The following is a 25,599-nucleotide window of genomic DNA, read 5'->3' on the forward strand; positions in this document are numbered from 1 at the left end:
GTGTCCTGCTTCTGAGTAAACCGTCAGATCATCTCAAGCGGGCGCTTGCGCCTGGGCGGGGGAACTCCGCATCGATGGCCTTAAGATCCTCCGGACTGAGCCGAATCTCAAGCGCTCGATGATTGTCCCGCACGTGATCAGGACTCGAGGCTTTCGGAATCGCGATCACATCCGGCGTTTGAAGAAGCCACGTCAAGGCTATCTGGAACGGGCTTGCTCCGTACTTCTGTCCGATCCTCTGCAGAACACCACCGCGTGGAAGCCTGCCCTGTTCGATCGGGCTGTAGGCCATGAGCGGCATTCGATGCTCGGTCATCCAGGGGATCAGATCGAATTCCGGCCCTCGGCGGGTCACGTTGTAGAGCACCTGGTTGGCTGCGCAATTCTCTCCTGAAGGAACGCGAAGCAGCTCTTCCATGTCATCGACATCGAAGTTGCTGACGCCCCAATGGCGGATCTTGCCGGAGCGGCGAAGCTCCTCGAACCCGGTAACCGTCTCCTCCAGCGGTACGCTTCCACGCCAGTGCAGCAGATAGAGATCCAGCCGGTCCGTCTTCAGACGTCTGAGACTGCGCTCGCACGCCTGCACGACACCCTGGCGGCTCGCATTGTGGGGATAGACTTTGCTCACGAGGAAAAGCCGTTCGCGCTCTCCGACAAGAGCTTCGGCGACGAGTTCCTCCGAGGCGCCCTCGCCATACATTTCGGCAGTATCGACGAGCGTCATGCCAAGCTCGACGCCGAGGCGAAGCGCTTCTATCTCCTGCTTCCGGCGGCTTGCCGTCTCGGCCATCTGCCAAGTCCCTTGCCCGAGAGCTGGTACGATTTCGCCGCTTGGCAACGTAACTTTCAGGCTCATGTCTCAATCTCCACCTGAGGGACGACGCCCGCTCAGGATCTGCACGATTGGTGACGGAGAACAGTGCAGCGGCGAGCGCAACGCACTTGCCACGGACCCTCGATGGTCACTGCAGCCGGGGTCCCTTCATGAAGCGGCCTCGGTCGGCCGACCGAACCGTCACATCGAACATGTCCCCCTCCCGCTCGAGGGTCATTGGGATATCGACGCCTGCGGCGCCCAGAGCCCAGATGGCGCGATAGAACTCCGCCAACGAAGTCACCGGTTGGCCGGCAACCGCATGGATCTGATCCCCTGCCCGCAGGCCTGCCCGCTGCGCCGGCGCATCCCCGGCCAATCCGATGATGGTGATCTGGTCGTCCTCTGCCTCCGCAACATAGAATCCGAGCCAGGGTCTCGGCTGGCTCTTGGTACGTCCGCGGGTCAGGAGATCATCCAGGATCGGCTTCAATAGATCGACCGGCACACTCATGTTGAGGGGCACCACCGTGCCGCCGGAAGCCTGATGCTGGAGTTGGAGCGAACCGATGCCGACCAGATCCCCACGGGGCCCGATCAAGGCCGTTCCACCCCAATTGGGATGAGCCGGCGCGGTAAAGATGGCTGGATCGATGAGATACTCCCAATAACCGGCGAATTCCTGGCAGGCGACGACCTGTGCGGCAAGAGAATGGCTCTGCCCTCCGCTGCCCCCGATCACGACCTGATCGCCAGGTTCGAGGTGGCGGGAATCGCCCAAGGCCAGTACCGGCACGCCCAGGGGTTCGAGCGCCTGCACCAATCCGAAACCGCTCTCATAATCGTAAGCGAGCACATGGGCCTGAACGACCCGGCCTTTGTTGGTGGTCAGCCAGACCTCCTCGGCCTCGGCAATCAGGTAGCCGATGGTGACGACAAGGCCGTCGTCCCGGATGACAACGCCCTGTCCTGCCCGTTCCGTACCGAGCGTCTCAGCGGTGAAGGCATCGTCGGAAACCCGTGCCCGAAGGGAAACTATGGCGGCCAGAGCATCGTTGAGGTCATAGCCGAGGGTTCTCGGATCGGGCTGGTACTCAGGAGGGATTTCCCATTCGTCGGGTGATTGCATGAAATGCTCCTCAGACTCCCGGGAGAGAGTCTGCACCCATTCAAAATGGCAGGAAAGACGGCGCCTTCAACAGGCCTCCCCCTTTTGACGCGCAAAAAGCCGTGAGGCCTGTATCGGATCCGATGAGACGTCTGAGCCTATGGCTCATCCCCGGAGGCGCCGCGGGAAACGAACCTTGCCCGCTTTCGGGGGCAAAAGGCCTCCGTCAGGCCGCCTCGAGGGATCGAGCCGGTGTCACTTCACGCCCATCAGCCCAAATGATCTCTTGCTTCTTTTCAAGCATGCACAGAGCATGCCGAGCATAGAGGCGGAACTCGTGCTTAAGAACCCGCGATGCAGTTTCCCAAGCCCCGGCTTCGTGCCTAGCAACAAAGAATGCCCGAGCGATATGCTCGATTTCCTGGTCCGTCTGATCCACCTGTGCCCCCACACAGAAGCCCCCACGGCTCCGTCAACTGCACCGGAAAGCAATCCCGGTATCAACTGTCGGCAAGGTGTCTGATTTGCGAGGTCGTGTCTGTACCCCAAAAAACACGATTCGGCGGTAAAACTACTTCCGTCGACTTTGTACGGCTCGGCAAGGCAAGTAAATCGGACCCTATCGGTTCTATACCTCTAGGTGCGCCGTGCCAGTCGGACCGACGCATGAATCCGGGAAAGGCCGATGGAGCTCAGCCTTTCTCCGCGCCTTCTTCAGGCAGCCCTTGCCGTCGCGAGGAACTGGTCGATGTCCTGTCTCAGGCGCTGAAGCTGTTGATCCAGGGTATGCTTGGCGCTCGAGACGTGCTGCGCGGCAGCAGCTGCGGAGGCCGTCGATCCGGTCAGAGCCTCGATGCTCCGGACAACCGCGTGGGTATGATCGGTAGTCTGGTTGACGTTCACGGCGATTTCCGATGTCACCGCAGCCTGTTCCTCGACGGCAGCCGCAATCGCCGTGGCAATACCACTCAGCTCCTTCATGATCTGGCCTATATTGTCGATATCGGACACGCTGCGCTGCGTAGCTTCCTGGATCGCGCCGATGCGTGAGCCGATCTCGGTTGTCGCCTTGGCGGTTTGGTTGGCGAGGGTTTTGACCTCCTGCGCCACAACGGCAAAGCCCTTGCCCATCTCTCCAGCACGGGCCGCCTCAATCGTGGCATTCAGTGCGAGCAGATTGGTTTGAGCCGCAATTCGCTCGATCAGATCGACCACATCCCCGATCTGTTTGGCCTGCTCGGCCAATCCGTTGACGGAATCCTTCGTGCGTTGAGAGCTCTCCAGGGCATGTCGCGCGACATCCGCCGAGCGACTGGCCTGCTGCCCGATCTCACGAACGGACGATGCCAGCTGCTCCGTCGCGGCCGCTCCCGATTGCATGTTCGAAGCCGTCAGCTCGGCCGCCGTCGTGACCTGAATGGCAAGGTTACTGGCGCTTCCGGTTGCCTCATCGAGGACCGTCGCACTTTCGGACAGAGCGCCGCTTGCCTGCCCCGAGATCTGCAGGCTCTCCCGCACCGCGTCGGAGAAAGAAGCGACAGCCTGCGACAGGACTTCACCTTTCTTCTGGCGATCCTGGACGAAGGCTTCCTGATACACGGAAATCGCAAAGTCCATGTCCAGCATGACCGCCTGGTTCACCACCGTCAGCTTACGGGCGAACAATGCCCCACCGAAGCGATGTTTCTTCGAGAGAACATGAACCAATTCATTGAGGATGAAGGCATAGCCGCCGATGTACCAGCGAGGCTCCAGGCCGATCTTGTTATGAATGAGACCGATGCGGCGGATACCTTCCACATAGGCTGCATCGAAGCTGCCACTGAAAAGCCTGCCCCAGTGCAGCATCTGAGCTGAAACAAGCCGGGATTGTTGCGTCCCGATCAATTTGGACAGCTGTGGCTGCCGATGCATATGCGTGTAGAAGCGCTCGAGGGTTTTCGGCAGCTCAGGGGATATATCCTTCCATACCGACTGAAGGTCTTGGCAAACCCCGCTATCGATGCCCATGAATTTGAGCCGTTCAGCAAGCAATGAATCGTTTTGCAAAGTTCTTCCCCGAACCGGTAACGGACGAGTCCTCTAGGTCGTCAGTCTTGGCCGAGGCTTGCCGAGCCGCCCCGGCCCAGCCGTTGGACGAGCGACCTGCGTCAGATTGTGCCAATCTTGGCTGCAACCAGGCCGCCGGTTGCGCGTTAATCTAAGCAGTTTTGCGGGGCTTTTCGATGCTTGATAACATTGCGAACCGCTCGGATTTTGTTCAACCGGGCTCTATGGCACTGTCGGCGCGTCATAACGTGCCGCCGCTCCCCCACTCGGTACAGGAACATCTCGGGAAGATGCTGAGAGCCGATTATTATGAACGAGCGGAGAAGCCGCGTTATCTCGGCGATGCCGCCCTTCCGCTCGAGTTCGATCCCTATCTTTACCGTCTCGAGCAGAAAGAGCGGGCTCTCAGGATCATGCGGGTTCGGGAACAGGGTGCGCAGGCTGTTGCCGACGCACTCTCAGGTCTCAATCCCTAAAGCGCATCCGGGCGAAACCGAGCCCGTTCTTCTCCTGACGTGCACCGGACGATGGGGTGCGGATTCAGCTCGCGTTCAATGTCCATGGTCGAGAAAGGCTGAGCCTCGGGGAATTGCAGTCTCTCTTCCGAGGCTTTCTCGGAACTCCTCTCGGCGATGGATATTTCAAAGAGCATGAGACACGAAAGCGGAAGAGCCGTTCTGAGGCAGGCGTTCAGACGTCTGGAGCATGAGGTGCCGGGCAAGGTCGCTCGCATCCTTCGCAGCCTCCGCCATCCGGATTCGCGATGGGTCAGGATTCCGGCGGGAATCCTGCTCATCTTTGGTGGGATCTTCTCGATCCTCCCGTTCTTGGGATTATGGATGCTTCCCCTGGGCCTTCTGTTGATTGCCTATGACGTACCTATATTGCAGAAGCCCGTCGGACGCTTCACGCTTTGGGCAGTTCGTAAATGGGCCTCCTTCAAACAGCGTTACTTTCCGGAACGGCCCCGGGGCTGAGATCCTTCTCTACAGTCGATTGCCTCTATGACTGCACGGAGCACCGGTCACGTTGGAACGACGCCGCCAAGTTCGTCTTCGATATAGATGGATATGATATCGTCAAAGCTGGCCTCGGCACGGAAGCCTAAACTTTCAGCACGACTGGCATCAAAGCGACGTGGCCACCCCTCGACGAAACGTATGATGTTCGGGTCGAGTTCATGACGGATTCGGGCAACAGCCCGCTCGCCGGCAATGCGCCGAAGCGCATCGATCTGCTCACCCACGGTTATCGACACACTCGGCATCGTCAGGGTGCGCCTCGGACCGATCTTGGATGGATCGATGGTCGCCGCATGCATAAGGAAATTGACGGCAGATCTCGGCGAGGCATGGGCATGACGAACATCCATCGAGACTGGCAAGACCGTCTCCTGACCGTTCAACGGTTCGCGGATGATGCTCGAGAAAAAGCCCGAAGCCGCCTTATTGGGCTTTCCGGGCCGTACGCAGATGGTGGGCAGCCGGATCCCTACGCCATCGAAAAATCCGCGTCGCGTGTAATCAGCCAGAAGCAGCTCACCCATCGCCTTCTGCGTTCCATAGCTCGTAAGCGGCGTCAGAAAGAATTCATCCCCGATCGCCTCCGGGAACGGAGCGCCGAAAACGGCGATGGAGGACGTGAAGACAAGTCGTGGCTTGTATCCATCCCCGATGGTGCGGACGGCATCGAACAGAAACCGGGTACCGTCGAGATTGATCCGGTAGCCCTTGTCGAAATCGGCCTCGGCCTCGCCGGAAACGATGGCGGCAAGGTGGAAGATGACATCGGGACGACTTGCAACGAGCTTCTCCGCCTCTCCCGGAATGGAGAAATCGGAGGTCAGCGTATCGATGGCGAAGGATGCCTGAGGGCGCTCGGGCTCGACCACGTCATGCAGAACGAGACGCGTGATCGCGTCTCCCCCCAATCGGCCTTCCTTCACCAAGCGTTCCGTAAGCTTGCGGCCGACCATCCCGGCCGCCCCGAGAATGAGGATCTGCATCGATCAAGAATCTTTTCAAATCGTACCTGGCGGCCTCGAGGGACTTCCAGGTTGGAGAAAATGGGTGGCTACGCCGTTCGAGGTTAACTTCCTCGAACGGCGCAGTTCGGGTCAGGGTAACAGGCTTACTTTTGCCGAACCTTCTCCAGCTCTGTCTGCATCAACTTCACCGTCTCAGGACCAATGGTTGCTGCATGCTTCTCCCAGACCGATTTCGCCTGCTCGCGCATGCGATCCGCCTCCTGGGCATTCAGCTCGTTGACCACAGTTCCTTCGCCCTTGATCTTGTTCAACGAGGCCTGCGAAAGCTCGCGGGAAACCTTGCGCTGCTCGTCGCGAGCCACGACGGCGCAATCGCGCAGAGCTGCCTGTTCATCCTTCGACAGCCCGTCCCACAGCTTCTTGGAGTAGAGAACGAGGAAGGGGGTATAGGCGTGGCGGGTCACGGAGAGGTACTTTTGCACCTCGTAGAACTTTGAGGTGTCGATGGTCACGAACGGATTTTCCTGGCCGTCGATAGCCTTGGTTTCCAGAGCCGTGAAGACCTCGCCGAAAGCCATCGGCACGGCATTGGCGCCCATGTTCTTGAACGTGTCGAGGAACACGTTGTTCTGCATGACACGAACCTTCAGGCCCTTGAAGTCTTCCCACTTCTCCACCGGACGGCGAGAGTTGGTGAGATTACGGAAGCCATTCTCCCAATAGGCAAGGTTGACGAGCCCAACCGTTTCGAGCTTCGTGTCGATATGCTTGCCGAAGCTGCCGTCGAGAACAGTGTCGGCTTCCTTCTCGTTGGAGAAAAGGAACGGCAGATCGAAAACGCCAAGTTCCGGCAGAATGCCGATGAGTGGCGAACTCGATGTGACGACCATTTCCTGGGTGCCGGAGCGAAGCGCCTGCGTGGCCTGGAGGTCTCCACCCAAGGCATTGCCCCAGAAGCCCTGAACCTTCAGCTTGCCTCCGGACTTTTCCGTAAGGCAGGCCCGGAATTTCTCGACACCCTTACCATTGGGGTGATCCTCGTTCACGCCATTGGAGATGCGGATATTGCGCTCCGTGAACTGGGCGGAGGCCGGAACGGCCGCCATGACGGTTGCCGCCACACCGGCAGCAAGAGCGAATTTGAAGGCTTTCATGGTTGTTTCCTCTCTTTTTTAGGTTTCATCCTGCTCACCGTCCCCGTAGCCAGGAAAAGGGAACCATCACCAGGTCGGGAAAGATGATGAGCAAGAAGAGCACGATAAGCTGGGCAATCAGGAACGGGTTCACGCCGCGGATGACGGCCCCCATGGGCACACGGGCGACCCCGCTCACAACATTGAGCACGATTCCGACCGGAGGCGTGATCAGGCCGATGGCATTGTTGATGATGAACAGCACGCCGAAATAGACCGGATCGATGCCCGCCTGTTTGACGATCGGCATGAGGACTGGCGTCAGGATCAGAACCGTCGGGGAGAAATCCAACGCGGTCCCGACGATAACGACCAGGAACATCAGGGCAAACATGAGCAGGGTCTTGTTGCCCAGTAAGGGCTCGATGAGACCGCTGATTTCGCCCGGTATGTTCGCCTGGGTGATGAGCCAGGCGGAAACGAGCGCCGCGGCGACCAAGAACATCACCACAGCCGTCGTCTTCGCGGCGGTGAGGAAGACGCCGTACAACATGGACGGCTTCAGCTCGCGATAGACGAACATGCCGATGATGAGCGCATAGACGGCGGCCAGAACGGCCGCCTCGGTCGGGGTCACGATGCCCCATTTGATTCCGCCCAGGATCATCACGGGCATGAGAAGGGCGTAGAATCCATCGACGAAGGCCTTGCCGCGCTCGCGCATGGTGGTACGGGGCGCCGTCTTCATCTTGTCTCTTCGGCTGACGATAGCCCAGGCGACAACGAGCGATAGACCCATCATTATTCCAGGCGCAACGCCCGCCAGGAAGAGCTGGGAGATCGAAACGTTGGCTGCAACGCCAAAGACGATGAAGCCGATCGAAGGCGGGATCACCGGAGCGATGATGCCGCCAGCCGCGATGAGACCCGCCGCCCGTGGAATATCGTATCCGGCATTCCGCATCATGGGGATCAGAATAGCCGCGAGAGCAGCCGTATCCGCAGCCGCAGAACCGGACAAGGCAGCGAGAATGAGTGCGGCCACAATCGCAACATAACCGAGGCCGCCATGAATGTGCCCGAGACAGGCCAAAGCGAAATTGACGATACGCTTCGACAGGCCGCCAACGTTCATCAACTCGCCGGCCAGCAGGAAGAATGGGACGGCCAGAAGCTGAAAGTTGTCGGCGCCGATGATCATGTTCTGAGCCACGATCTGGCTGTCGAAATTGCCGAGCCAGAGCATGAGCGCGAGAGCACAGACGATCAGTGCAAAGGCAATCGGCATGCCGAGTGCCATGGCTCCGAGAAGCGAGGTGAGGAAGACGACAATTGTCACTCGAGTCGCTCCCTCAGGGCATGGGCTTCATCGCCGCTATAGTCGCCGGCAAAGGCCTTTAATTCATGTTCGCTCACGCGGCCGGTGACGACACGCAGGATCCGCAGGAGTGCCATCAACCCTAGACCGATGCTTGTGAAGAAACCGACCCCGTAGACCCAGAGCATCGAGATCTCGGTGATGGGCGCGTAATTCGTGGCGTTGATCTCGGCCTGCTGCCATGTTCCCCAGAAGAAGACGGCGCAGCAGCCGATGATGAAAAGGTCGGACAGGACCATGCAAACCTTGCGGCCGTTGTCACCCAGCCGGGCGACCAGAGTTTCGACCCCCAGATGGGCGTTCTCGCGTCCCACGACCACAGCCCCGATGAAGGTCAGCCATACGAAGAGGAAGCGAGAGAGCTCCTCCGAAACGTCGATCCCGGTATCGAAAAGGTAGCGCAAGACGACATTGCCGAAGACCATGACGACCATGGCCGCCAGCAGAAGAACCAGCAGGCCTTCCAAGCCTTTGAAGAAGAAGGAAATTATCCTGCTCACGCTCTCTCCCTGCCTTTGGCGCCCTGCGCGACGCTCATTGATTCTGTTCGCCTCCGAGGACTCTTCAAGTCCTCAGAAGGCCAAACATGTTACCCGATCTAAGGCTCAGTCCCATAACGTGTCAATTCAGCGGATAGAACGGTTCCGAAGGCAAACTGCCATGCATGACGGCGAGCGTCGCCCATCCGTGGTTTCGTTCTCTTGTTTTTTCGCCTGGAACAGGATCAATGCTGGTTTTAAGAAGACTATCATCAGATTTTTCGGGAGTGAACGAGCGCAGCCTCTCGATTGCATCTTTGTTACAAATTAGACTTATGAATACCTGCGCGTGCAGAGCATTTCCGTGGATATCGTCAAGACGGCAGCTTCGACGATATCTGGGAGATGAATTGCTCCTTCCGCCTCTGCCGACAATGACAAGAGCGTAGCCACAACGAGGATCCCATGAAGATCACAGGCGTCGAGACCGTCCGTCTCCAGGAATTCGCAAACATCGTCTGGGTCCGCCTCCACACCGACGAGGGCCTCATTGGCCTTGGCGAAACCTTCATGGGCGCAGCAGCCGTCGAGGCATATGTTCACGAGACGGTCGCGGCCAAGCTGATCGGACGCGACCCTCTTCAGATCGAAGGCATCAACCGCGATCTCCAGAACTATCTGGGCTGGCGTTCCGCAGGCGTCGAGACGCGCGGAAACTCCGCCATCGACATCGCCTTGTGGGATCTCTTCGGCAAAGCTCACGGCAAGCCCGTCTGCGACATGCTGGGAGGCCGCTCGCGGGACAAGATCCGAGTTTACAATACCTGCGCAGGGTACCGGTACATTCGCGACAGCCGCGCCCAGAAAGTCGCCAACTGGGGCATCGGTGATGCCGACGGAGCGTATGAAGATCTGGAGGCGTTCCTGCACCACGCCGACGATCTCGCTCATTCCCTCCTGGAACAGGGCATCACCGGCATGAAGATCTGGCCCTTCGATGTCGCGGCCGAGCGCAGCCATGGATACGACATTTCGCCTGACGAACTCCGAACCGCGCTCGAGCCCTTTGCCAAGATCCGCAAGGCCGTGGGCGACAAGATGGACATCATGGTCGAGTTCCACTCCTTGTGGAGCCTGCCGATGGCCAAGAAGCTTGCCTCGGCGCTGACCGAGTTCGAGACCTACTGGCACGAGGATCCCTTCCGCCTCGACAATATCGGCGACCTCAAAGAATACGCGCAGCACTCAAAGGCCTGGGTCTGTGCCTCGGAAACCCTGTCCTACACCCACGCCTTCCGGGAATACCTCGAAACCGGCGTTGCAGGTGTGGCCATGCTCGACCTGTCCTGGTGCGGCGGGCTGACAGAGGCGCGAAAGATCGCAGCGCTGGCGGAAGCTTGGCATGTGCCTGTCGCACCCCATGATTGCACGGGTCCCGTGGTCTACGCCGCATCCTGCCACTTCTCCCTGCATGCACGGAATGCTTTGATTCAGGAGAGCGTCCGGGCCTTTTATACCGGCTGGTATACGGAACTCGTGACGGAGTTGCCGACCGTAACAGGAGGAGAGGTCACGGTGAACATGAAGCCGGGCCTTGGACTTGAATTGCTGCCGGAACTCTGGAAGCGCCCGGACGCGATTGTACGGCTGACCAAGGAGCCCTAGCAAACTGGGAACCACGCACGGCTACTTCTTTCGACCGGGACCATTTTAGAGCTTGAGTTAGAACACGATGAGCAATGTGATTGATGCCCTTGTTGCAGCCCTGGGATCGAAGATCCGCACCGGCCCCGACATTCCCTCCCGAAATCATACCGATGCCAGCGGTCTCCAACCCGCAGTTCCCCAGGCCCTCATCCTTCCTCAGACTACGGAGGATGTCTCAACGGCCTTGAGGCTCTGCCATCAGCATCGCCAACCCGTCGTGACGCAAGGTGGCCTGACTGGACTTGCCGGCGGTGCTCACCCGCAAACGGGAGAAATCGCACTCTCCCTGGAACGGATGAACGGAGTCGAAGAGATCGACACCGCGAGCGCAACCCTCACGGCCCTCGCCGGAACACCGCTCGCGGTCGTGCAGCAGGCAGCGGACGAGGCGGGCTTCCTGTGTGGGATCGACCTTGGAGCGCGCGGAACCTGCACGATCGGCGGCAACATCGCGACCAATGCCGGCGGCAACCAAGTGGTGCGTTATGGCATGGCCCGGCGCAACACTCTTGGCCTCGAAGTCGTTCTTGCGGACGGCACCGTGGTTCGCTCGCTCAACAAGATGCTGAAGAACAACGCGGGCTACGATTGGACGCAGCTCTTTATCGGCAGTGAGGGAACGCTCGGCGTCATCACACGGGCAGTGATTGGCCTGCACTCCAAACCTCAGGGTCTTCAGACGGCTCTCTGCGCCGTCAGCAGCTTTGAGGATGCACTCGTCGTCCTGCGCCGGTTCCAGCAGGCTCATCCGGGACGTCTCCTGGTCTTCGAGGCCATGTGGCGGGAGTTCATGACGGTCGCAACCAAGATCTGCGGCCTTGCGCCTGCGTTCGAGGCCGAGCACGACGTGACGCTCCTGATCGAGGCCGATATGGGGGCGGATCCGGCAGGAACAGAAGCCTTCTCTCTCCTCCTCAGTGAGTTCTACGAGCAGGATCTCATCAAGGATGCCGTGGTCGCTCAGTCCAGAGCCGACAGGAACCGGTTCTGGGCCTATCGGGAAACACCCTACGAGTACGGCCGCTTCCTGCCGGAAGAAATCCGCTTCGATGTGAGCGTACCCCTGAATCGCATGACGGAAGCGGTCGCTCATCTGCGCCAGGAAATGCCGAAGCAGTGGCCGGATGCCGTTTACGTCGTCTTCGGGCATGTGGCAGACAGCAACATCCACATCAACGTGGCGATCCGCGACATGAACGATGGCATCAAGAAGGGCGTTCAGGGGCTCGTCTACGATCTCGTCGCGAGGCTCGGTGGATCCATATCCGCGGAGCACGGGATCGGACGCATCAAGCGCCCCTATCTTCCCTTGAGCCGCACAGAGCCTGAGCTCGCCTTGATGAGGAAGATGAAGCAGACGCTCGATCCTGAAGGCATCCTCAATCCAGGTCGCATTCTCTGAGATTGTATTCGCTCGTTCGGGAGCTGAGAATGAAGGTGAAAATGTCGAGTCTCTTCGATCTTTCCGAGCATATCGCCCTTGTGACAGGATCGAGCGCGGGCATTGGCTCTGCTCTTGCATTTGGTCTCGGACGAGCCGGAGCGCGTGTCGTTCTGAACGGGCGCCAGCCGGACAGGGTCGCCGCTGCGGCACAAAAGCTTCGAGATGACGGCTTGCAGGTATTCGAGATGCCCTTCGATGTGACGGACAGCACCGCCGTCAAGGCTGCAGTCGAACAGATCGAAGGCAATATTGGTCCCATTGATATTCTGATCAACAATGCGGGAATGCAGCGCCGGGGCCCGCTCGAGGACTATCCGGAGGAAACCTGGCACGAGCTGATGACGACGAATGTCGATAGCGTCTTCTATATGAGCCAGGCGGTTGCCAGAAAAATGATCCCGCGCGGCCGGGGAAAGATCATCAACATCTGCTCGGTTCAAAGTGAACTCGGCCGCCCTTCGATCGCGCCCTATACGGCAACAAAGGGAGCCGTGAAGATGCTGACGAAAGGCATGGCGATCGATTGGGGCCAGTACGGTCTTCAGGTCAACGGCATCGGGCCAGGCTATTTCAAGACGGAACTCAATCAAGCCCTGGTCGATGACAAAGCCTTCTCCGATTGGCTCATTGCCCGTACCCCTTCCCGTCGCTGGGGCGAACTGGAAGATCTTATCGGCACTGCGGTCTTTCTCGCCTCGGATGCCTCCAACTTCGTCAATGGGCAGATCATCTATGTTGATGGAGGCGTGACGGCCTCTCTCTGAATCCGCCTCGAAACCCATCCTTAATGTTTGACGTCATAAATCCTCATTCGCGGTTGCCATATCCGTCCAGGACGGTTAGCAACTGCACCTGTGATTTGCCAGAAAAGCTACTTGGGAGGTGCTTCATGCCCCACGGAGCATACTGCGTTGCATTTAAGCATAATCGTTGGACGGTTTCTCAATTTGGTAGAGATCTCGGATCGTTCTATTTTCGTGCAAAAGCTTTGAAATTCGCCGTCGAATCTGCCTGCTGGTCGGCCATGTCGAGCAGGCCCACTGTTTTTGTTCTAGACCGGACCGGAGATTTCTATACTGCCTGGTGTGATGGGCGGGACAGCCTCAGCGCCGAGATGTAAGTGCTTGTCTCAAGCTGCGATGAGGGAACAGGATCTGGAAGATCTGATTCACAGCCGGTAACGACCGAGACCAGGCCACGTGACCGTTCAAAATTCAAAGTTTGTTTCCAGCGCACTGCCGGAGCGAAGTCATGCAACGGCAGCGGCTTGATGGATCATTGCATTTTCGAATTCGATCTCTTGTGGAGACCTCATCAGTGATTGAATCTTTTCTGCAAGGTCGGTTGCCCGATAGGGCTTGTAGAGAAGATTAAGATCCTCGAGCTTGTCTTCCCCGTCAAAATAGCCTGTCGTCAGAAGCACCTGGATGTCCGGCTGCTCTCGCTGAATAAGACGGGCCAAGTCTATGCCGCTGAGTTCTCCCGGCATCCTGACATCGGAGAGAACGAGTTTGATATCTTTCTTCATCTTCAGAAGGTGAGCAGCTTCATCACCAGTCTCAGCCTCCATCACCTTGAAGCCAAGAGAATGAAGGGTTGAGAGCGCCACCTGACGAACAGCCGGATTGTCTTCAACCACAAGCACCATACGCCCCTCACCGAAAGGGTGGGCGACGGCCGACTGGTCGTCCGGCGCACTTTCTGCAACCTCATGAGAGCGAGGAAGGAAGATGCGGATCGTCGTGCCTGCATTGGGCGCGCTCTCGACCTCCACATGGCCATGACACTGCTGCACGAAGCCATACACCATGCTAAGTCCCAAACCAGTGCCTTTTCCGCTTTCCTTGGTGGTAAAGAACGGCTCGAAGACCTTCTCCAACACCTCCGGCGGCATGCCGATTCCTGTATCGCTCACGGAAATCACGACGAACTCACCGCTGGGTCCGGATCTCCCCTCCTCCACCGCTTGGTTCTCGACGCTGATCGTCAGATCGCCTCCATCGGGCATTGCATCACGGGCATTGACCGCAAGATTTAAGAGGGCCGCCTCGAACTGAGCCCGGTCGACCTGGATCGGCCATATACCGTCGCCAGAACGGAAGTCCGCATTGATATGCTCGCCAAGCGTCCTGCGCATCAGCTCCATAAGGCTCGGCATCAGGCTCGTGACATCGATCGTTGAGACCTGCAGGGCTTGGCGCCGTGAGAAGGTCAGAAGCCGATAGGTAAGATCGGCGCAATGCTGAGCACTCTCCAAGGCCATGCGCACACGCCGCTCGGCCTTCTCATTGCCCTGAATGGATTTCTTCAAGAGATCGAGATTACCGATCACGACACTCAGCATGTTGTTGAAATCATGTGCGATTCCGCCCGTGAGGCGGCCAACCGCCTCAAGCTTGCTGGCGTGGAGCAGGTTCTGCTCCATCTGCTTGCTCTCGGTGATATCAAACCACATACCGAAGAATTCGCGCGGATGACCGCCCTCATCCTTCATCATGACCGTCTGATCGAGAAAATGCCTTTCGACACCGTCGGCGCAACGCCAGCGATACTCGAGATTGACGGAACCCTCTTCCTCCAATCGCTTCAACTGGGCCAGGACGCGCTCCCGGTCATCCGGATTGATCCGAGAGGACCAGAAATCAGAGCGCTCAAGGAAAGCCTCCGGCCGAAACCCCGTAATGCGCTCGATACTCTCGTTGGTGAAATGGAGCTGTCGATGATCCTCCTCAACGGAGGCTGTATAAAGCGCAATCGGAAGCGATTGCAGAACGATCGACTGATGTTCCTCGCGGCGCCGCAGGGCCTGCTCCGCCTTCAATTTCTCGCCGCGGACGTGAAGGTTGTCCATCAGCAGGCGGCGCTCCTGCTCTGCCTGCCGGCGGATCTCCTCCGTCTTTCGGTAAAGATCGACGAAGATATCGACCTTGGATCTGAGGATCAAGGGCTCGATGGGTTTGAAGACGTAGTCGACAGCGCCCGCCGAGTATCCCTTGAAGACGTGCATGTCGTCCTTGTTGAAAGCCGTCAGAAACAGAATCGGCACGCGTGATGAACGCGGCCGATTCCTGATCAGACTGGCAACTTCATATCCGTCGAGCCGCGGCATCTGCACGTCGAGAAGAATGACAGCGAAGTCATCCTTCAGAACGTGGCGCAGAGCCGCCTCGCCGGAATCCGCAGTCACGATTTCCACACCAGGAGACCGGAGTACCTCCTCGACGGCAATAAGATTTCTCGGGTCGTCATCGACCACCAAAATCTTGGCTGGGATCGGATCCGACTGCGGACGGGCCGAAACCAGATGAAAATCATCCAGGTTCGGGCCCGACTCCCCTCGCCTTACGTCGTCCGTCATGAGTTCAACCCGGTCTCTGCCGCACCATTGGGAGCAATTCTCCCGTCTGGGATATATGTGCTCCGACTAAGTTGAACGCGCAAGACAGCCAGAAGTTGATCCACATCGACAGGTTTCGACACGTAGTCGGTCGCACCTGCTTCGAGGCACTTCTCCCGATCGCCCTTCATGGCCTTTGCAGTCACCGCGACCAGAGGAAGGTCACGGTAACGCGGGATGTTCCGGATTTCCCGCATGGTCTCATAGCCGTCCATCCCCGGCATCATGATGTCGACCAAGGCCACATCGACATCCGGGTTGGCCTGGAGCTTTTCGATGCCTTCCAACCCGTTCTCGGCGAAGACGACAGAAATTCCGTGCTGCTCGAGCGCGCTCGTCAGCGAAAAGATGTTGCGCATGTCGTCGTCGACGATCAGAACCTTCCGGCCATCGAGTGAGCCGTCGGCCCGCCTTTCGACAATGATGTGCTTCTCTTCGGGAATGGCGCTGATCGCCCGGTGCAGGAACAGAGCCGTGTCGTTGAGAAGGCGCTCGGACGAGCCCTCGCCTTTGACGATGAGCGTTGCAGCGATGCCCTGCAATCGACGCTCCTCGGACTTTGCCAGGTCCTGTCCGGTATAGATGACGATCGGCAACTCCTCACCGCCCTTCGTCTTGCGAATGCGCTCGATGAGTTCGGCTCCCGGAAGATCCGGCAGGCCCAGGTCGACAATGGCGCAGTCGAAGTGCCGTGCCTGGATGACCTCCAGTGCACTCTCGGCCGTTCCCACCGCCGTCACGTCGACCTGTTCGCTCTTCATGAGTTCGGACAGGCTCATGCGTTGATTGTCATCATCCTCGACGAGAAGCAGCTTCTTCACGGGTCGGTCGATGAACTCCTTCGTGCGATTGAGCGCTCCCATGAGAGCCTCTCGGTCAACGGGCTTCTCCAGGAAGCCGAAGGCACCTGCCCTGAGACCGCGCTTCTTTTGGTCATCGACCGAGATCACATGGATCGGCACATGGCGGGTTCGCGGATCATGCTTCAACAAGTCCAGGAGCGCCCAGCCGTCCATATCGGGAAGCCCGATATCGAGAGTAATCGCATGTGGCTTGTACCGATGCGCGAGGGCAAGCGCCGAAGCGCCGTCCATGGCAATCAGTCCCCTGAAGCCCTCCTCACGGGCGAGCTCCAGCAACACCGAGGCGAACATCGCATCGTCCTCGATGATGAGCACCACCCGATCTCCGTTGGTGATCGCGTGCCGATCATCCAGGGAAGCCGAGAGAGCCATCGCGGCCGATGGTTGACGGATCATCGTTCCCGTCGAATCGTCGGAAGTGCCGTACTGCCCTGAGCCGTCACCGTTTGACCGCACGGAGGATCCTGCTCCGGCAGCCCCATGGCTTGCAGGTGGTTCGACAGGCACGAAGAGCGTGAAGGTCGAGCCGCTTCCCGGCGTGCTCGACACCACGATCTCGCCGCCGAGCAGACGGGCGATTTCACGGCTGATCGACAGGCCGAGACCAGTCCCGCCATACTTCCGGCTCGTGGTGCCATCCGCCTGCTGGAAGGCCTCGAAGATGATGCGTTGCTTTTCCTCCGGGATGCCGATGCCGGTATCGGTCACCGACATGGCGATCCACTGGCTGCCGGCCCGCAGCGGCGTTCCCTCGGCCGACCCGATCTGAAGCGTCACGCCTCCCCGCTCCGTGAATTTGAAGGCATTCGAGAGCAGGTTGCGCAGCACCTGCTGCAACCGCTTCGAATCCGTCCTGATCGCCAGCGGCAGTTTCGGATCGACCTCCACGTGGAAGTCGAGCTTTCTTTCCTCTGCAATCTGGCGGAAGGTCCGCTCCATGTTCTCGACGAGATCCTTGAAGCCGACGCTCGACACTTCCATGCTGACGGTGCCGGACTCGATCTTGGACAGGTCCAGAATATCGTTGATGAGCGAAAGCAGGTCCGAGCCCGCCGCATGAATGGTCTTGGCGAACTCCCTCTGCTTGTCGGTCAGATTGCCGTCGGAATTCTCGGTCAAGAGCTTCGACAGGATCAGGAGCGAGTTCAGCGGCGTCCTCAACTCGTGGCTCATATTGGCCAAGAACTGCGACTTGTAGCGCGACGTCAGCGAGAGTTGCTCGGCCTTCTCTTCCAGGGCCGTCTTTGCGACGGAGACTTCCTGGTTCTTCGTCTCGACTTCCCTCTTCTGGAGTTCGAGCAGCCGCGCCTTGTCCTCAAGCTCCTCGTTCGTCTTCTGAAGCGCTTCCTGCTGTTGCCGCAGGAGCTCTTCCGACTGACGCAGGGTTGCAGCCTGCTGCTCCAGCCGGTCGTTGGTGTTCCTCAGCTCTTCCTGCTGGCTCTGCAGCTCGGTGGTCAGAAGCTGGGACTGCTTCAGAAGGCCTTCCGTCCGCATGTTCGCGGCAATGGTGTTCAGAACGATACCGATCGATTCCGTGAGCTGCTCGAGGAAGGATTGGTGCGTCTCGGAGAACCGACTGAACGAGGCAAGTTCGATCACCGCCTTTACCTCCTGCTCGAACAGGACCGGAAGCACGATGATGTTGAGTGGCGGGGCCTCTCCGAGAGCCGAACTGATGGTGATGTAGTCACCCGGCACGTTGGTGAGGAGAATCCGCTTCCTCTCGTAGGCGACCTGGCCAACAAGTCCTTCGCGGAGGCGGAAGCGGTTGTTGAGATGCTTTCTCTCCGTAAAGGCATAGGAGGCGACCATCTCCAACATGGGCTCGCTGCCATCGCTCCCCACCGTATAGAAGACGCCCTGCTGCGCGTTCACGAGCGGAGCGATCTCCGACAGGATCATGTTGGACACGGTGGTGAGATCGCGCTCGCCCTGCAGCATGCGGGTGAACTTGGCGAGGTTTGTTTTCAGCCAATCCTGCTCCGCATTCTTGAGCGTCGTATCGCGCAAGTTGCGGATCATCTCGTTGACGTTGTCCTTGAGCGACGCCAGCTCGCCCGAGGCTTCCACCGAAATCGACCGGGTCAGATCGCCCTTGGTCACGGCGGTGGCCACGTCGGCGATGGCTCGCACCTGGGTGGTCAGGTTGGCGGCGAGCTGGTTCACGTTGTCCGTGAGATCGCGCCACAGGCCGGCCGCACCAGGCACCCTCGCCTGACCGCCGAGCTTGCCTTCCACACCCACTTCGCGGGCAACGTTCGTCACCTGATCGGCGAAGGTCGCCAGGGTATCGATCATCTCGTTGATGGTCTCGGCGAGTGCCGCGATTTCGCCCTTGGCATCCACGATCAGCTTGCGCTTGAGATCGCCCTCGGCGACCGCGGTCACGACGCTGGCGATGCCTCGCACCTGACCGGTGAGATTGTTCGCCATCATGTTGACGTTGTCGGTCAGGTCCTTCCAGGTGCCGGCCACGCCGCGCACCTGCGCCTGTCCGCCGAGTTTGCCCTCGATGCCCACTTCGCGCGCCACGCGCGTCACTTCCGAGGCGAAGGAGTTGAGCTGGTCCACCATGGTGTTGATGGTCGATTTCAGCTCCAGGATCTCGCCACGCACATCGACGGTAATCTTCTTCGAGAGATCGCCGTTCGCGACCGCCGTCGTAACCTCGGCGATGTTACGCACCTGACCGGTTAGGTTGGCGGCCATCATGTTGACGTTATCGGTCAGATCCTTCCAGACGCCGCCGACGCCACGCACCTGCGCCTGTCCGCCGAGCTTGCCTTCGGTGCCCACCTCACGCGCCACGCGCGTCACCTCGCCGGCGAAGGAGTTGAGCTGATCGACCATGGTGTTGATGGTCGACTTCAGCTCGAGGATCTCACCTTCAACGGCAACTGTAATCTTTTTCGACAAGTCACCGTTGGCGACCGCGGTCGTGACTTCGGCGATGTTACGCACCTGACCCGTCAGGTTGGCCGCCATCATGTTGACGTTGTCGGTGAGATCCTTCCAGACGCCGCCGACGCCACGCACCTGCGCCTGTCCGCCGAGCTTGCCCTCGGTGCCCACCTCACGCGCCACACGCGTCACTTCGCCGGCAAAGGAGTTGAGCTGATCGACCATGGTGTTGATGGTCGATTTCAGTTCAAGAATCTCGCCGCGGACATCCACAGTAATCTTTTTCGAGAGGTCGCCGTTGGCGACCGCTGTCGTGACCTCGGCGATGTTACGCACCTGCCCGGTGAGGTTCGCCGCCATGAGGTTCACGTTGTCGGTGAGATCCTTCCAGGTTCCGGCAACACCTTCCACTCGGGCCTGACCGCCGAGCTTGCCTTCCGAGCCCACCTCCTTGGCGACGCGTGTCACCTCGCCTGCGAAGGAGTTCAGCTGGTCCACCATGGTGTTGATGGTCGATTTCAGCTCCAGAATTTCGCCGCGCACCTCCACGGTGATCTTCTTGGACAGATCGCCATTGGCGACCGCCGTGGTGACCTCGGCGATGTTACGCACCTGGCCGGTCAGGTTGGCCGCCATCAGGTTCACATTGTCGGTCAGATCCTTCCAGGTTCCGGCGACGCCACGCACCTGGGCTTGACCACCGAGCTTGCCCTCGGAGCCCACTTCCTTCGCAACACGCGTCACCTCGGAGGCAAAGGAGTTGAGCTGGTCCACCATGGTGTTGATGGTGTTCTTGAGCTCCAAGATTTCGCCGCGCACCTCCACGGTGATCTTCTTGGAGAGATCGCCGTTCGCGACCGCCGTCGTCACGTCCGCAATGTTACGAACCTGCGCGGTGAGGTTCGAGCCCATCATGTTCACGTTCTCAGTCAGATCGCGCCAGACACCGCCGACGCCCTCGACCTGCGCCTGGCCGCCGAGCTTGCCTTCCGAGCCCACTTCCTTCGCGACGCGCGTCACCTCGGAGGCGAACGAATTCAGCTGGTCCACCATGGTATTGATGGTGGACTTGAGAGCCAGAATCTCGCCCTTCACATCAACGGTGATCTTCTTCGACAGATCGCCCCGGGCGACCGCAGTCGTGACTTCGGCGATGTTACGGACCTGCCCCGTCAGGTTGGCCGCCATCATGTTGACGTTGTCGGTGAGGTCCTTCCAGACGCCGCCGACGCCTCGCACTTGCGCCTGCCCTCCGAGCTTGCCCTCTGAGCCCACTTCCTTCGCAACGCGCGTCACCTCGGAGGCGAAGGAGTTGAGCTGATCCACCATGGTGTTGATGGTATCCTTGAGCTCAAGGATTTCACCCTTCACATCGACAGTAATCTTCTTGGACAAGTCGCCATTGGCGACCGCCGTGGTGACCTCGGCGATGTTACGCACCTGACCGGTCAGGTTGGCGGCCATCAGGTTCACGTTCTCGGTCAGGTCCTTCCAGGTGCCGGCAACGCCCTTGACCTTCGCCTGCCCACCGAGCTTGCCTTCGGAACCCACCTCGCGCGCCACGCGGGTCACTTCTGAGGCGAAGCTGCCGAGCTGCCCCACCATGGTGTTCACGACCTTGCCGATGCGCAGGAACTCGCCGCGCAGGGGCCGTCCGTCCGTCGCGAGGTCGATCGTCTGGCTCAGGTCGCCCTTCGCCACGGCGCCGATCACGCGGGCCACCTCGATGGTCGGCTGGACGATGTCGCCGATCATGGCGTTGACGGAGTCGACGCACTCGCTCCAGCATCCGGTCGCGCCTGCCAGCCGCCCGCGCTCCTCGATCCGCCCCTCTTTGCCGACGACCTTGGCGACGCGCTCCAGCTCCTGTGCGAGGCCGTGGTTGAGATCTGCAATATCGTTGAAAGCTTCGGCGATCTCGCCATCGATGCCTGTCAGATCGGACGGCAGACGGACGGAGAAGTCACCTTTTTTGAAGGCACGCAATGTCTTGAGAAGCAGCTTGGAATCAAGCTGCGAAGTGGCGGTTTCGACTTGTGACATAAGGCCCCCCGTTACGCTGTCCCAGGCTTACTCTACCTGGGTCCCCATGTGCCGACGTCCCAAAAGCTATTGTGTTCGTCTTCAGATGGAATTCGACCCCGTTTAACGCATTTCAAGGGTCAGAGTTCCGGGAAGGGGAGAATTTTGTGGCGCCTCGGTTAACGTAAAACATAATAACGTAAATACGTCGCATCCTGCTTCGGAGCCGACGGGTTCGCCTCTATTGCTCGCTTATGCAGTGCAGGATTTGGCGGAGGAAACCGCAATAGGCCGAGGGTCTCGGCTCCATGTATATTACGCTACGGCATGCCCGTCGCCCGAGAGCCCGTAAGCCCATAGCGGAACAAGCCGCAATCACTCGTATTGCGGCTTGCGGTGTGAGCAATGATCGGAGGTCTCAGAGTCGAGATCAGACGAAGTCTTCGCGCATGGGAGTGAAGACATCGAGAAGCACACCAGCTTCTATGGCGATGGCCCCATGGACGGCATTTGGCGGGACGAGGAAGCTATCGCCTTGCTTGAGACGTTCGGTACGACCGGCAATGGTCACGTCGAAGACACCGGCCTCGACGAGGCTGCACTGGATATGGGGATGCGAGTGAGGGGTACCCACGGCTCCAGCCTGGAAGGCCACACGCACCATCATCACCTCAGAATTGTAGGTGAGGATTTTGCGGTCGATGCCCTCGCCTGCGGGCTCCCAGTCGATGTTGCTGTCAAAGGCGAAAGGCTGATTGATACGGTTCATGGTTCCTCCGGAAAGATTTCAGCGGGCAAGCCATCCACCGTCCACCGGCAGAACGACGCCGTGGATGTAGTTTGCCGCAGGTGATGCCAGGAAGACGGCAGCGCCGCCGAGGTCTGTCGGTTCGCCCCAGCGACCGGCCGGGATTCGTCCGAGAATTTCGCTGCTTCGCTTCGGGTCGTTGCGGAGCGCCTCGGTGTTGTTGGTCACGAAGTAGCCGGGCGCGATGGCATTCACATTGATGCCCTTGGCGGCCCACTCGCAGGCCAGCAATCGCGTGAGGCCGGCAAGACCGCTCTTGCTCGCCGTGTAGGAGGGAATGCGGATGCCCCCCTGGAAGGACAGGAGCGAGGCGATGTTGATGATCTTGCCGCCGCCCTCATCCGCCAGCATGGTGCGCGCCACGGCCTGAGACAGGAAGAAGGTGGACTTGAGGTTGACGTTCATCACGTCGTCCCAATCCTTTTCCGTGAACGCGATGGCATCGGCACGACGGATGATCCCGGCATTGTTGACCAGAATGTCGATCCGGCCGCTGACCGATGCAGCCTCGCTGACGATCCGTTCGATCGGCTCAAGGCTCGACAGATCCGCCTGCACGGCATGGAAGCCCGCACCCGTGTCGCGGCACAGGCGCTCGGTCTCTTCCATGGATGAGCGCCCAACGGCGACGATGGATGCCCCGGCTTGCGCCAGCGCCACCGCGATTCCCTGACCGAGCCCCGTATTGGCGCCGGTCACGATGGCAGTCTTGCCGGTCAAATCGAGAGAGAATGTCATCGCAACGCCCTCACCGCAGCGCGTCCATGGGCACCATGTCCATGTCCGTGAAGTCCTGGTTGTCGCCGCCCATGGCCCACACGAAGGTGTAATTGCTGGTGCCGACGCCGGAATGGATCGACCAGCCGGGAGACAGGATCGCCTGCTCATTGGCGACGACGAGGTGCTTCGTCTCGTCCGGTTCGCCCATGAAGTGGAAGACGCGCGTGTCGGGCTGCATGTCGAAATAGACATAGACCTCGGAGCGGCGATCGTGCAGGTGAGCCGGCATGGTGTTCCACATGCTGCCGGGCTTCAGCTGCGTCATGCCGAGAACGAGTTGCGCTGAGCGGCACACCTCCGGGTGGATCATCTGGAAGATCGTGCGGACGTTTCCGTTCGCGGCATCGCCGAGATCGACCCGACGGGCCCGGTCAAGGCCGATCTTCACCGTCTCGAAGCGGGCATGCGCCGGCGTGCTGACGAGGTAGAACTTCGCTGGAGTGCCTGCATCGAGGCTCTCGAAGCGGACCTCCTTCGTGCCCATGGCGACATAGAGAGCATCACGAGGCTCAAGATTGTGAACCTCTCCATCCGTGTGGACGCGCCCGGGCCCGCCGAGATTGACGACGCCCAGCTCCCGTCGATCGAGGAAATTAGGCGAGCCGATCTGCTTGTGCGATTCCAGCTTGATCGCCCCGGTGGTCGGCGTCGCACCGCCCACGACCAGCCGGTCGATATGGCTGTAGGTCAGCTTGACCTCGCCAGGTACGAACAGCGTCTCGATCAGGAAATGGCGGCGCAGTTCGGTCGAACTGAAATGGCGCACGGCCTCAGGATGGCAAACCTGCCGGATTTCGATGGTCATCATTACCTCTTTGAATGCGATGGATCAGCGGAACAGGGCCGGAAGCCAGAGCGACAGGCCGGGAATGTAGGTGACGAGCAGCAGCACGGCGATGCTTGCGCCCAGGAACGGCCAGATGGTCTTCATGGCCTCGCCGATGGTGATCTTCCCGACCGCGCAACCGACGAAGAGCACCGAGCCCACCGGCGGCGTGTTGAGGCCGATGCCCGCATTGAGGATCAGGATCACGCCGAAATGAACCGGGTCGATACCGAAGGCCTTGATCACGGGCAGGAAGATCGGCGTGCAGATGATGATCATCGGCGCCATGTCCATGAAAGTGCCGAGCACCAGCAGGATCACGTTGATGAGCAGCAGCACGACGATCGGGTTGTCTCGACAGCGTCTTCATGAGAGCGATTGTCGCCTGCGGCACCTGCAGGAAGGCCATGAGCCACCCGAAGGCGCTGGCCGTGCCGATGACGAGCAGGACCATCGCCGTGGTGCGCACGGCACCGAGCGTCGCCTCGACGAAGCTCTCCCAGTTCATCTCGCGATAGACGAAGAGCGTGACGAGCAACGCGTAAACGACGGCGATGCACGAACTCTCTGTTGCCGTGAAGATCCCTGAGCGAACACCGCCGAAGATGATGAAGATCAGCAGGATGCCGGGCACGGCCGAGACGAAGAAATAGGCCAGCATCCGAAAGCCTGGGAACGGATCGGCAGGATACCCGCGGCGCACGGCCACCACATAGGCGGTGATCATCAGAGCGGCAGCCAAAAGGAAGCCTGGAACGACGCCGGCCGTGAACAGGTCCGCCACCGAGATCGTGCCGCCGGCCGCGATCGAATAGATGATCATGTTGTGGGACGGCGGGATCAAAAGCGCAATGATGGCGGCGTTCACCGTCACGTTGACGCTGTAATCTTTGGCATAGCCCCGCTTTTCCATCTGCGGGATCATGATGCCGCCGATGGCGGAGGCGTCCGCGATCGCGGAACCTGAAATGCCCCCGAACAGGGTCGAGGCTACCACGTTCACCTGCCCCAGGCCGCCCCGCAGATGGCCAACGAAACCCGCAGCCAGCCGGATCAGGCGATCGGCGATGCCGCCGCGCATCATCAGATCGCCCGCATAGATGAAGAACGGAATCGCCATCATGGCGAAGGCGTTCATGCCGGAGTTGATCTGCTGGAACACCACGACAGGCGGCAGCTGCATGTAGAGCACGGTCGCCAGCGATGCGATGCCGAGACAGAACGCAACCGGCGTGCCGATGATGAGCAGGAGCGTGAAGACGCCGAAGAGAACCCAGATCTCCATTGTCTCAATCCTTCACGGCAACGAGATGAGGCTCGTCCACGCGCACCATGGGCGCATCGTCTCCGACCAGCAGGAGGCGAACGAGCTTTTCGAGGGAAAAGAGAGCAATCAGCACGCCGCCGACGGCAAGCGGCACATAGTCGAACCCCTGCGGGATCGGCAGGCCGGGCATCGCGGCGGACCAGGTCTCGACCGCAAGCGCCGTGCCGTACCAGGCCATGGCGCCGCCGAAGATGAACACCAGCACCTCGGTGACGGCCAGCATGGTCTGACGCAGTCCCTGTGGGGCATAATGAAGGGCAATCTCGAAGCCGAGGTGGTTGCCGTCGCGCACACCAACGGCGGATCCCAGCAGGATGAACCAGCTCATGAGGAGCAGGGAGGCGGGCTCCGTCCAGCTCGGCGACTGGTTCAGCACATAACGGCCGAACACCTGCCAGGCGACGAAGATGGTCATGAGGACAAGGCCGATCCCTGCAATCCAAAGAGCCGTCCGGTTCACGACGGCGAGGATGCGGGATAGCGCGGCAAGTTCAGCGCGCATCGGTAAAGGTCTCCAATGAGGCAAGAGACGGACCGGCCGGAGCCGGTCCGTTAATCCATCAGCCTGATATG

16 protein-coding genes and 3 pseudogenes are annotated in these 25,599 nt (G+C 59.7%); 4 read left to right on the plus strand and 15 right to left on the minus strand.

Translation table 11 applies throughout. The features are described 5' to 3' along the window. Positions 1-23: 23 nt before the first annotated feature. The 3 genes and pseudogenes from ACD578_RS13415 to ACD578_RS13425 form a co-directional block, all read right to left on the minus strand. A pseudogene (locus tag ACD578_RS13415) lies at positions 24-859 on the minus strand (aldo/keto reductase). Between the two features lie 106 nt (positions 860-965). After that, positions 966-1,946, minus strand: a complete 981-nt coding sequence (locus ACD578_RS13420) for a S1C family serine protease (RefSeq protein ID WP_404285674.1) — start codon at positions 1,944-1,946, stop codon at positions 966-968. 693 nt (positions 1,947-2,639) lie between these two features. Further along, a complete protein-coding gene (locus ACD578_RS13425) occupies positions 2,640-3,974 on the minus strand; it encodes a protoglobin domain-containing protein (RefSeq protein ID WP_404285676.1) in 1,335 nt (444 codons plus the stop codon). 290 nt (positions 3,975-4,264) lie between these two features. Here ACD578_RS13425 and ACD578_RS13430 point away from each other — a divergent pair, with 290 nt between their 5' ends. Continuing rightward, positions 4,265-4,450 (plus strand): hypothetical protein, encoded by a 186-nt coding sequence (locus tag ACD578_RS13430; protein ID WP_404285678.1) that lies wholly within the window; start codon positions 4,265-4,267, stop codon positions 4,448-4,450. A 548-nt stretch (positions 4,451-4,998) separates the two neighbouring features. Here ACD578_RS13430 and denD read toward each other — a convergent pair. The 4 genes from denD to ACD578_RS13450 form a co-directional block, all read right to left on the minus strand. Beyond that, positions 4,999-5,979 carry a D-erythronate dehydrogenase gene (denD, locus tag ACD578_RS13435; protein WP_404285680.1) on the minus strand — a complete coding sequence of 327 codons (981 nt, stop codon included), beginning with the start codon at positions 5,977-5,979 and terminating at the stop codon, positions 4,999-5,001. Between the two features lie 125 nt (positions 5,980-6,104). Next, entirely contained in the window at positions 6,105-7,115 is a 1,011-nt protein-coding gene (locus tag ACD578_RS13440; RefSeq protein ID WP_404285682.1) for a TRAP transporter substrate-binding protein, read from the minus strand. 34 nt (positions 7,116-7,149) lie between these two features. Continuing rightward, positions 7,150-8,433, minus strand: coding sequence for a TRAP transporter large permease subunit (locus tag ACD578_RS13445; protein ID WP_404285684.1), 1,284 nt, complete (start codon positions 8,431-8,433; stop codon positions 7,150-7,152). Beyond that, entirely contained in the window at positions 8,430-8,972 is a 543-nt protein-coding gene (locus tag ACD578_RS13450) for a TRAP transporter small permease (protein WP_404285686.1), read from the minus strand. Before ACD578_RS13450 ends, ACD578_RS13445 begins: the two co-directional genes overlap by 4 nt. Before the next feature lie 444 nt (positions 8,973-9,416). Here ACD578_RS13450 and ACD578_RS13455 point away from each other — a divergent pair, with 444 nt between their 5' ends. The 3 genes from ACD578_RS13455 (at position 9,417) to ACD578_RS13465 (ending at position 12,866) form a co-directional block, all read left to right on the plus strand. After that, entirely contained in the window at positions 9,417-10,616 is a 1,200-nt protein-coding gene (locus ACD578_RS13455) for a mandelate racemase/muconate lactonizing enzyme family protein (protein ID WP_404285688.1), read from the plus strand. A 67-nt stretch (positions 10,617-10,683) separates the two neighbouring features. After that, complete coding sequence (locus tag ACD578_RS13460) at positions 10,684-12,060, plus strand: FAD-binding oxidoreductase (RefSeq protein ID WP_404285690.1); 1,377 nt, start codon at positions 10,684-10,686, stop codon at positions 12,058-12,060. Positions 12,061-12,089: 29 nt separating this feature from the next. Continuing rightward, entirely contained in the window at positions 12,090-12,866 is a 777-nt protein-coding gene (locus ACD578_RS13465) for an SDR family NAD(P)-dependent oxidoreductase (RefSeq protein ID WP_404285692.1), read from the plus strand. 485 nt (positions 12,867-13,351) lie between these two features. On the opposite strand, the gene ACD578_RS13470 is transcribed toward ACD578_RS13465, so the two are convergent. From ACD578_RS13470 to ACD578_RS13505, 8 genes and pseudogenes are all read right to left on the minus strand, one after another. Continuing rightward, complete coding sequence (locus ACD578_RS13470) at positions 13,352-14,239, minus strand: ATP-binding protein (protein ID WP_404293835.1); 888 nt, start codon at positions 14,237-14,239, stop codon at positions 13,352-13,354. Between the two features lie 114 nt (positions 14,240-14,353). Next, a pseudogene (locus tag ACD578_RS13475) lies at positions 14,354-15,460 on the minus strand (response regulator); the annotation flags it as partial. Continuing rightward, positions 15,457-21,306: a HAMP domain-containing protein gene (locus ACD578_RS13480; protein ID WP_404285694.1), complete on the minus strand. Its 5,850-nt coding sequence runs from the start codon at positions 21,304-21,306 to the stop codon at positions 15,457-15,459. The pseudogene ACD578_RS13475 and the gene ACD578_RS13480, both read right to left, overlap by 4 nt. A 409-nt stretch (positions 21,307-21,715) precedes the next feature. Next, positions 21,716-22,054 carry a cupin domain-containing protein gene (locus ACD578_RS13485; RefSeq protein ID WP_404285696.1) on the minus strand — a complete coding sequence of 113 codons (339 nt, stop codon included), beginning with the start codon at positions 22,052-22,054 and terminating at the stop codon, positions 21,716-21,718. A gap of 18 nt (positions 22,055-22,072) precedes the next feature. Continuing rightward, on the minus strand, positions 22,073-22,831 hold the full coding sequence (kduD, locus tag ACD578_RS13490) for a 2-dehydro-3-deoxy-D-gluconate 5-dehydrogenase KduD (RefSeq protein WP_404285698.1): 759 nt from the start codon (positions 22,829-22,831) through the stop codon (positions 22,073-22,075). Positions 22,832-22,841: 10 nt separating this feature from the next. Beyond that, a complete protein-coding gene (gene kduI / locus ACD578_RS13495; RefSeq protein ID WP_404293837.1) occupies positions 22,842-23,678 on the minus strand; it encodes a 5-dehydro-4-deoxy-D-glucuronate isomerase in 837 nt (278 codons plus the stop codon). Positions 23,679-23,702: 24 nt separating this feature from the next. Beyond that, positions 23,703-24,984, minus strand: a pseudogene (locus ACD578_RS13500) (TRAP transporter large permease). A 4-nt stretch (positions 24,985-24,988) separates the two neighbouring features. Continuing rightward, positions 24,989-25,528, minus strand: coding sequence for a TRAP transporter small permease (locus ACD578_RS13505; RefSeq protein ID WP_404285700.1), 540 nt, complete (start codon positions 25,526-25,528; stop codon positions 24,989-24,991). Positions 25,529-25,599: the final 71 nt, after the last annotated feature.

The organism is Microvirga sp. RSM25 (genome assembly GCF_044784385.1).
In the GTDB taxonomy this organism is placed as follows: domain Bacteria; phylum Pseudomonadota; class Alphaproteobacteria; order Rhizobiales; family Beijerinckiaceae; genus Microvirga; species Microvirga tunisiensis.

Bases quoted from the DNA above. Each gene is read 5' to 3' on its own strand.
- kduD (WP_404285698.1), bottom strand. From the start codon at position 22,831: ATGACATTCTCTCTCGATTTGACCGGCAAGACTGCCATCGTGACCGGC.
- ACD578_RS13465 (WP_404285692.1), top strand. From the start codon at position 12,090: ATGAAGGTGAAAATGTCGAGTCTCTTCGATCTTTCCGAGCATATCGCC.
- ACD578_RS13455 (WP_404285688.1), top strand. From the start codon at position 9,417: ATGAAGATCACAGGCGTCGAGACCGTCCGTCTCCAGGAATTCGCAAAC.
- ACD578_RS13480 (WP_404285694.1), bottom strand. From the start codon at position 21,306: ATGTCACAAGTCGAAACCGCCACTTCGCAGCTTGATTCCAAGCTGCTT.
- ACD578_RS13505 (WP_404285700.1), bottom strand. From the start codon at position 25,528: ATGCGCGCTGAACTTGCCGCGCTATCCCGCATCCTCGCCGTCGTGAAC.
- ACD578_RS13460 (WP_404285690.1), top strand. From the start codon at position 10,684: ATGAGCAATGTGATTGATGCCCTTGTTGCAGCCCTGGGATCGAAGATC.
- ACD578_RS13440 (WP_404285682.1), bottom strand. From the start codon at position 7,115: ATGAAAGCCTTCAAATTCGCTCTTGCTGCCGGTGTGGCGGCAACCGTC.
- ACD578_RS13470 (WP_404293835.1), bottom strand. From the start codon at position 14,239: ATGCGCAGGACGCTTGGCGAGCATATCAATGCGGACTTCCGTTCTGGC.
- ACD578_RS13485 (WP_404285696.1), bottom strand. From the start codon at position 22,054: ATGAACCGTATCAATCAGCCTTTCGCCTTTGACAGCAACATCGACTGG.
- denD (WP_404285680.1), bottom strand. From the start codon at position 5,979: ATGCAGATCCTCATTCTCGGGGCGGCCGGGATGGTCGGCCGCAAGCTT.
- kduI (WP_404293837.1), bottom strand. From the start codon at position 23,678: ATGACCATCGAAATCCGGCAGGTTTGCCATCCTGAGGCCGTGCGCCAT.
- ACD578_RS13430 (WP_404285678.1), top strand. From the start codon at position 4,265: ATGCTGAGAGCCGATTATTATGAACGAGCGGAGAAGCCGCGTTATCTC.
- ACD578_RS13420 (WP_404285674.1), bottom strand. From the start codon at position 1,946: ATGCAATCACCCGACGAATGGGAAATCCCTCCTGAGTACCAGCCCGAT.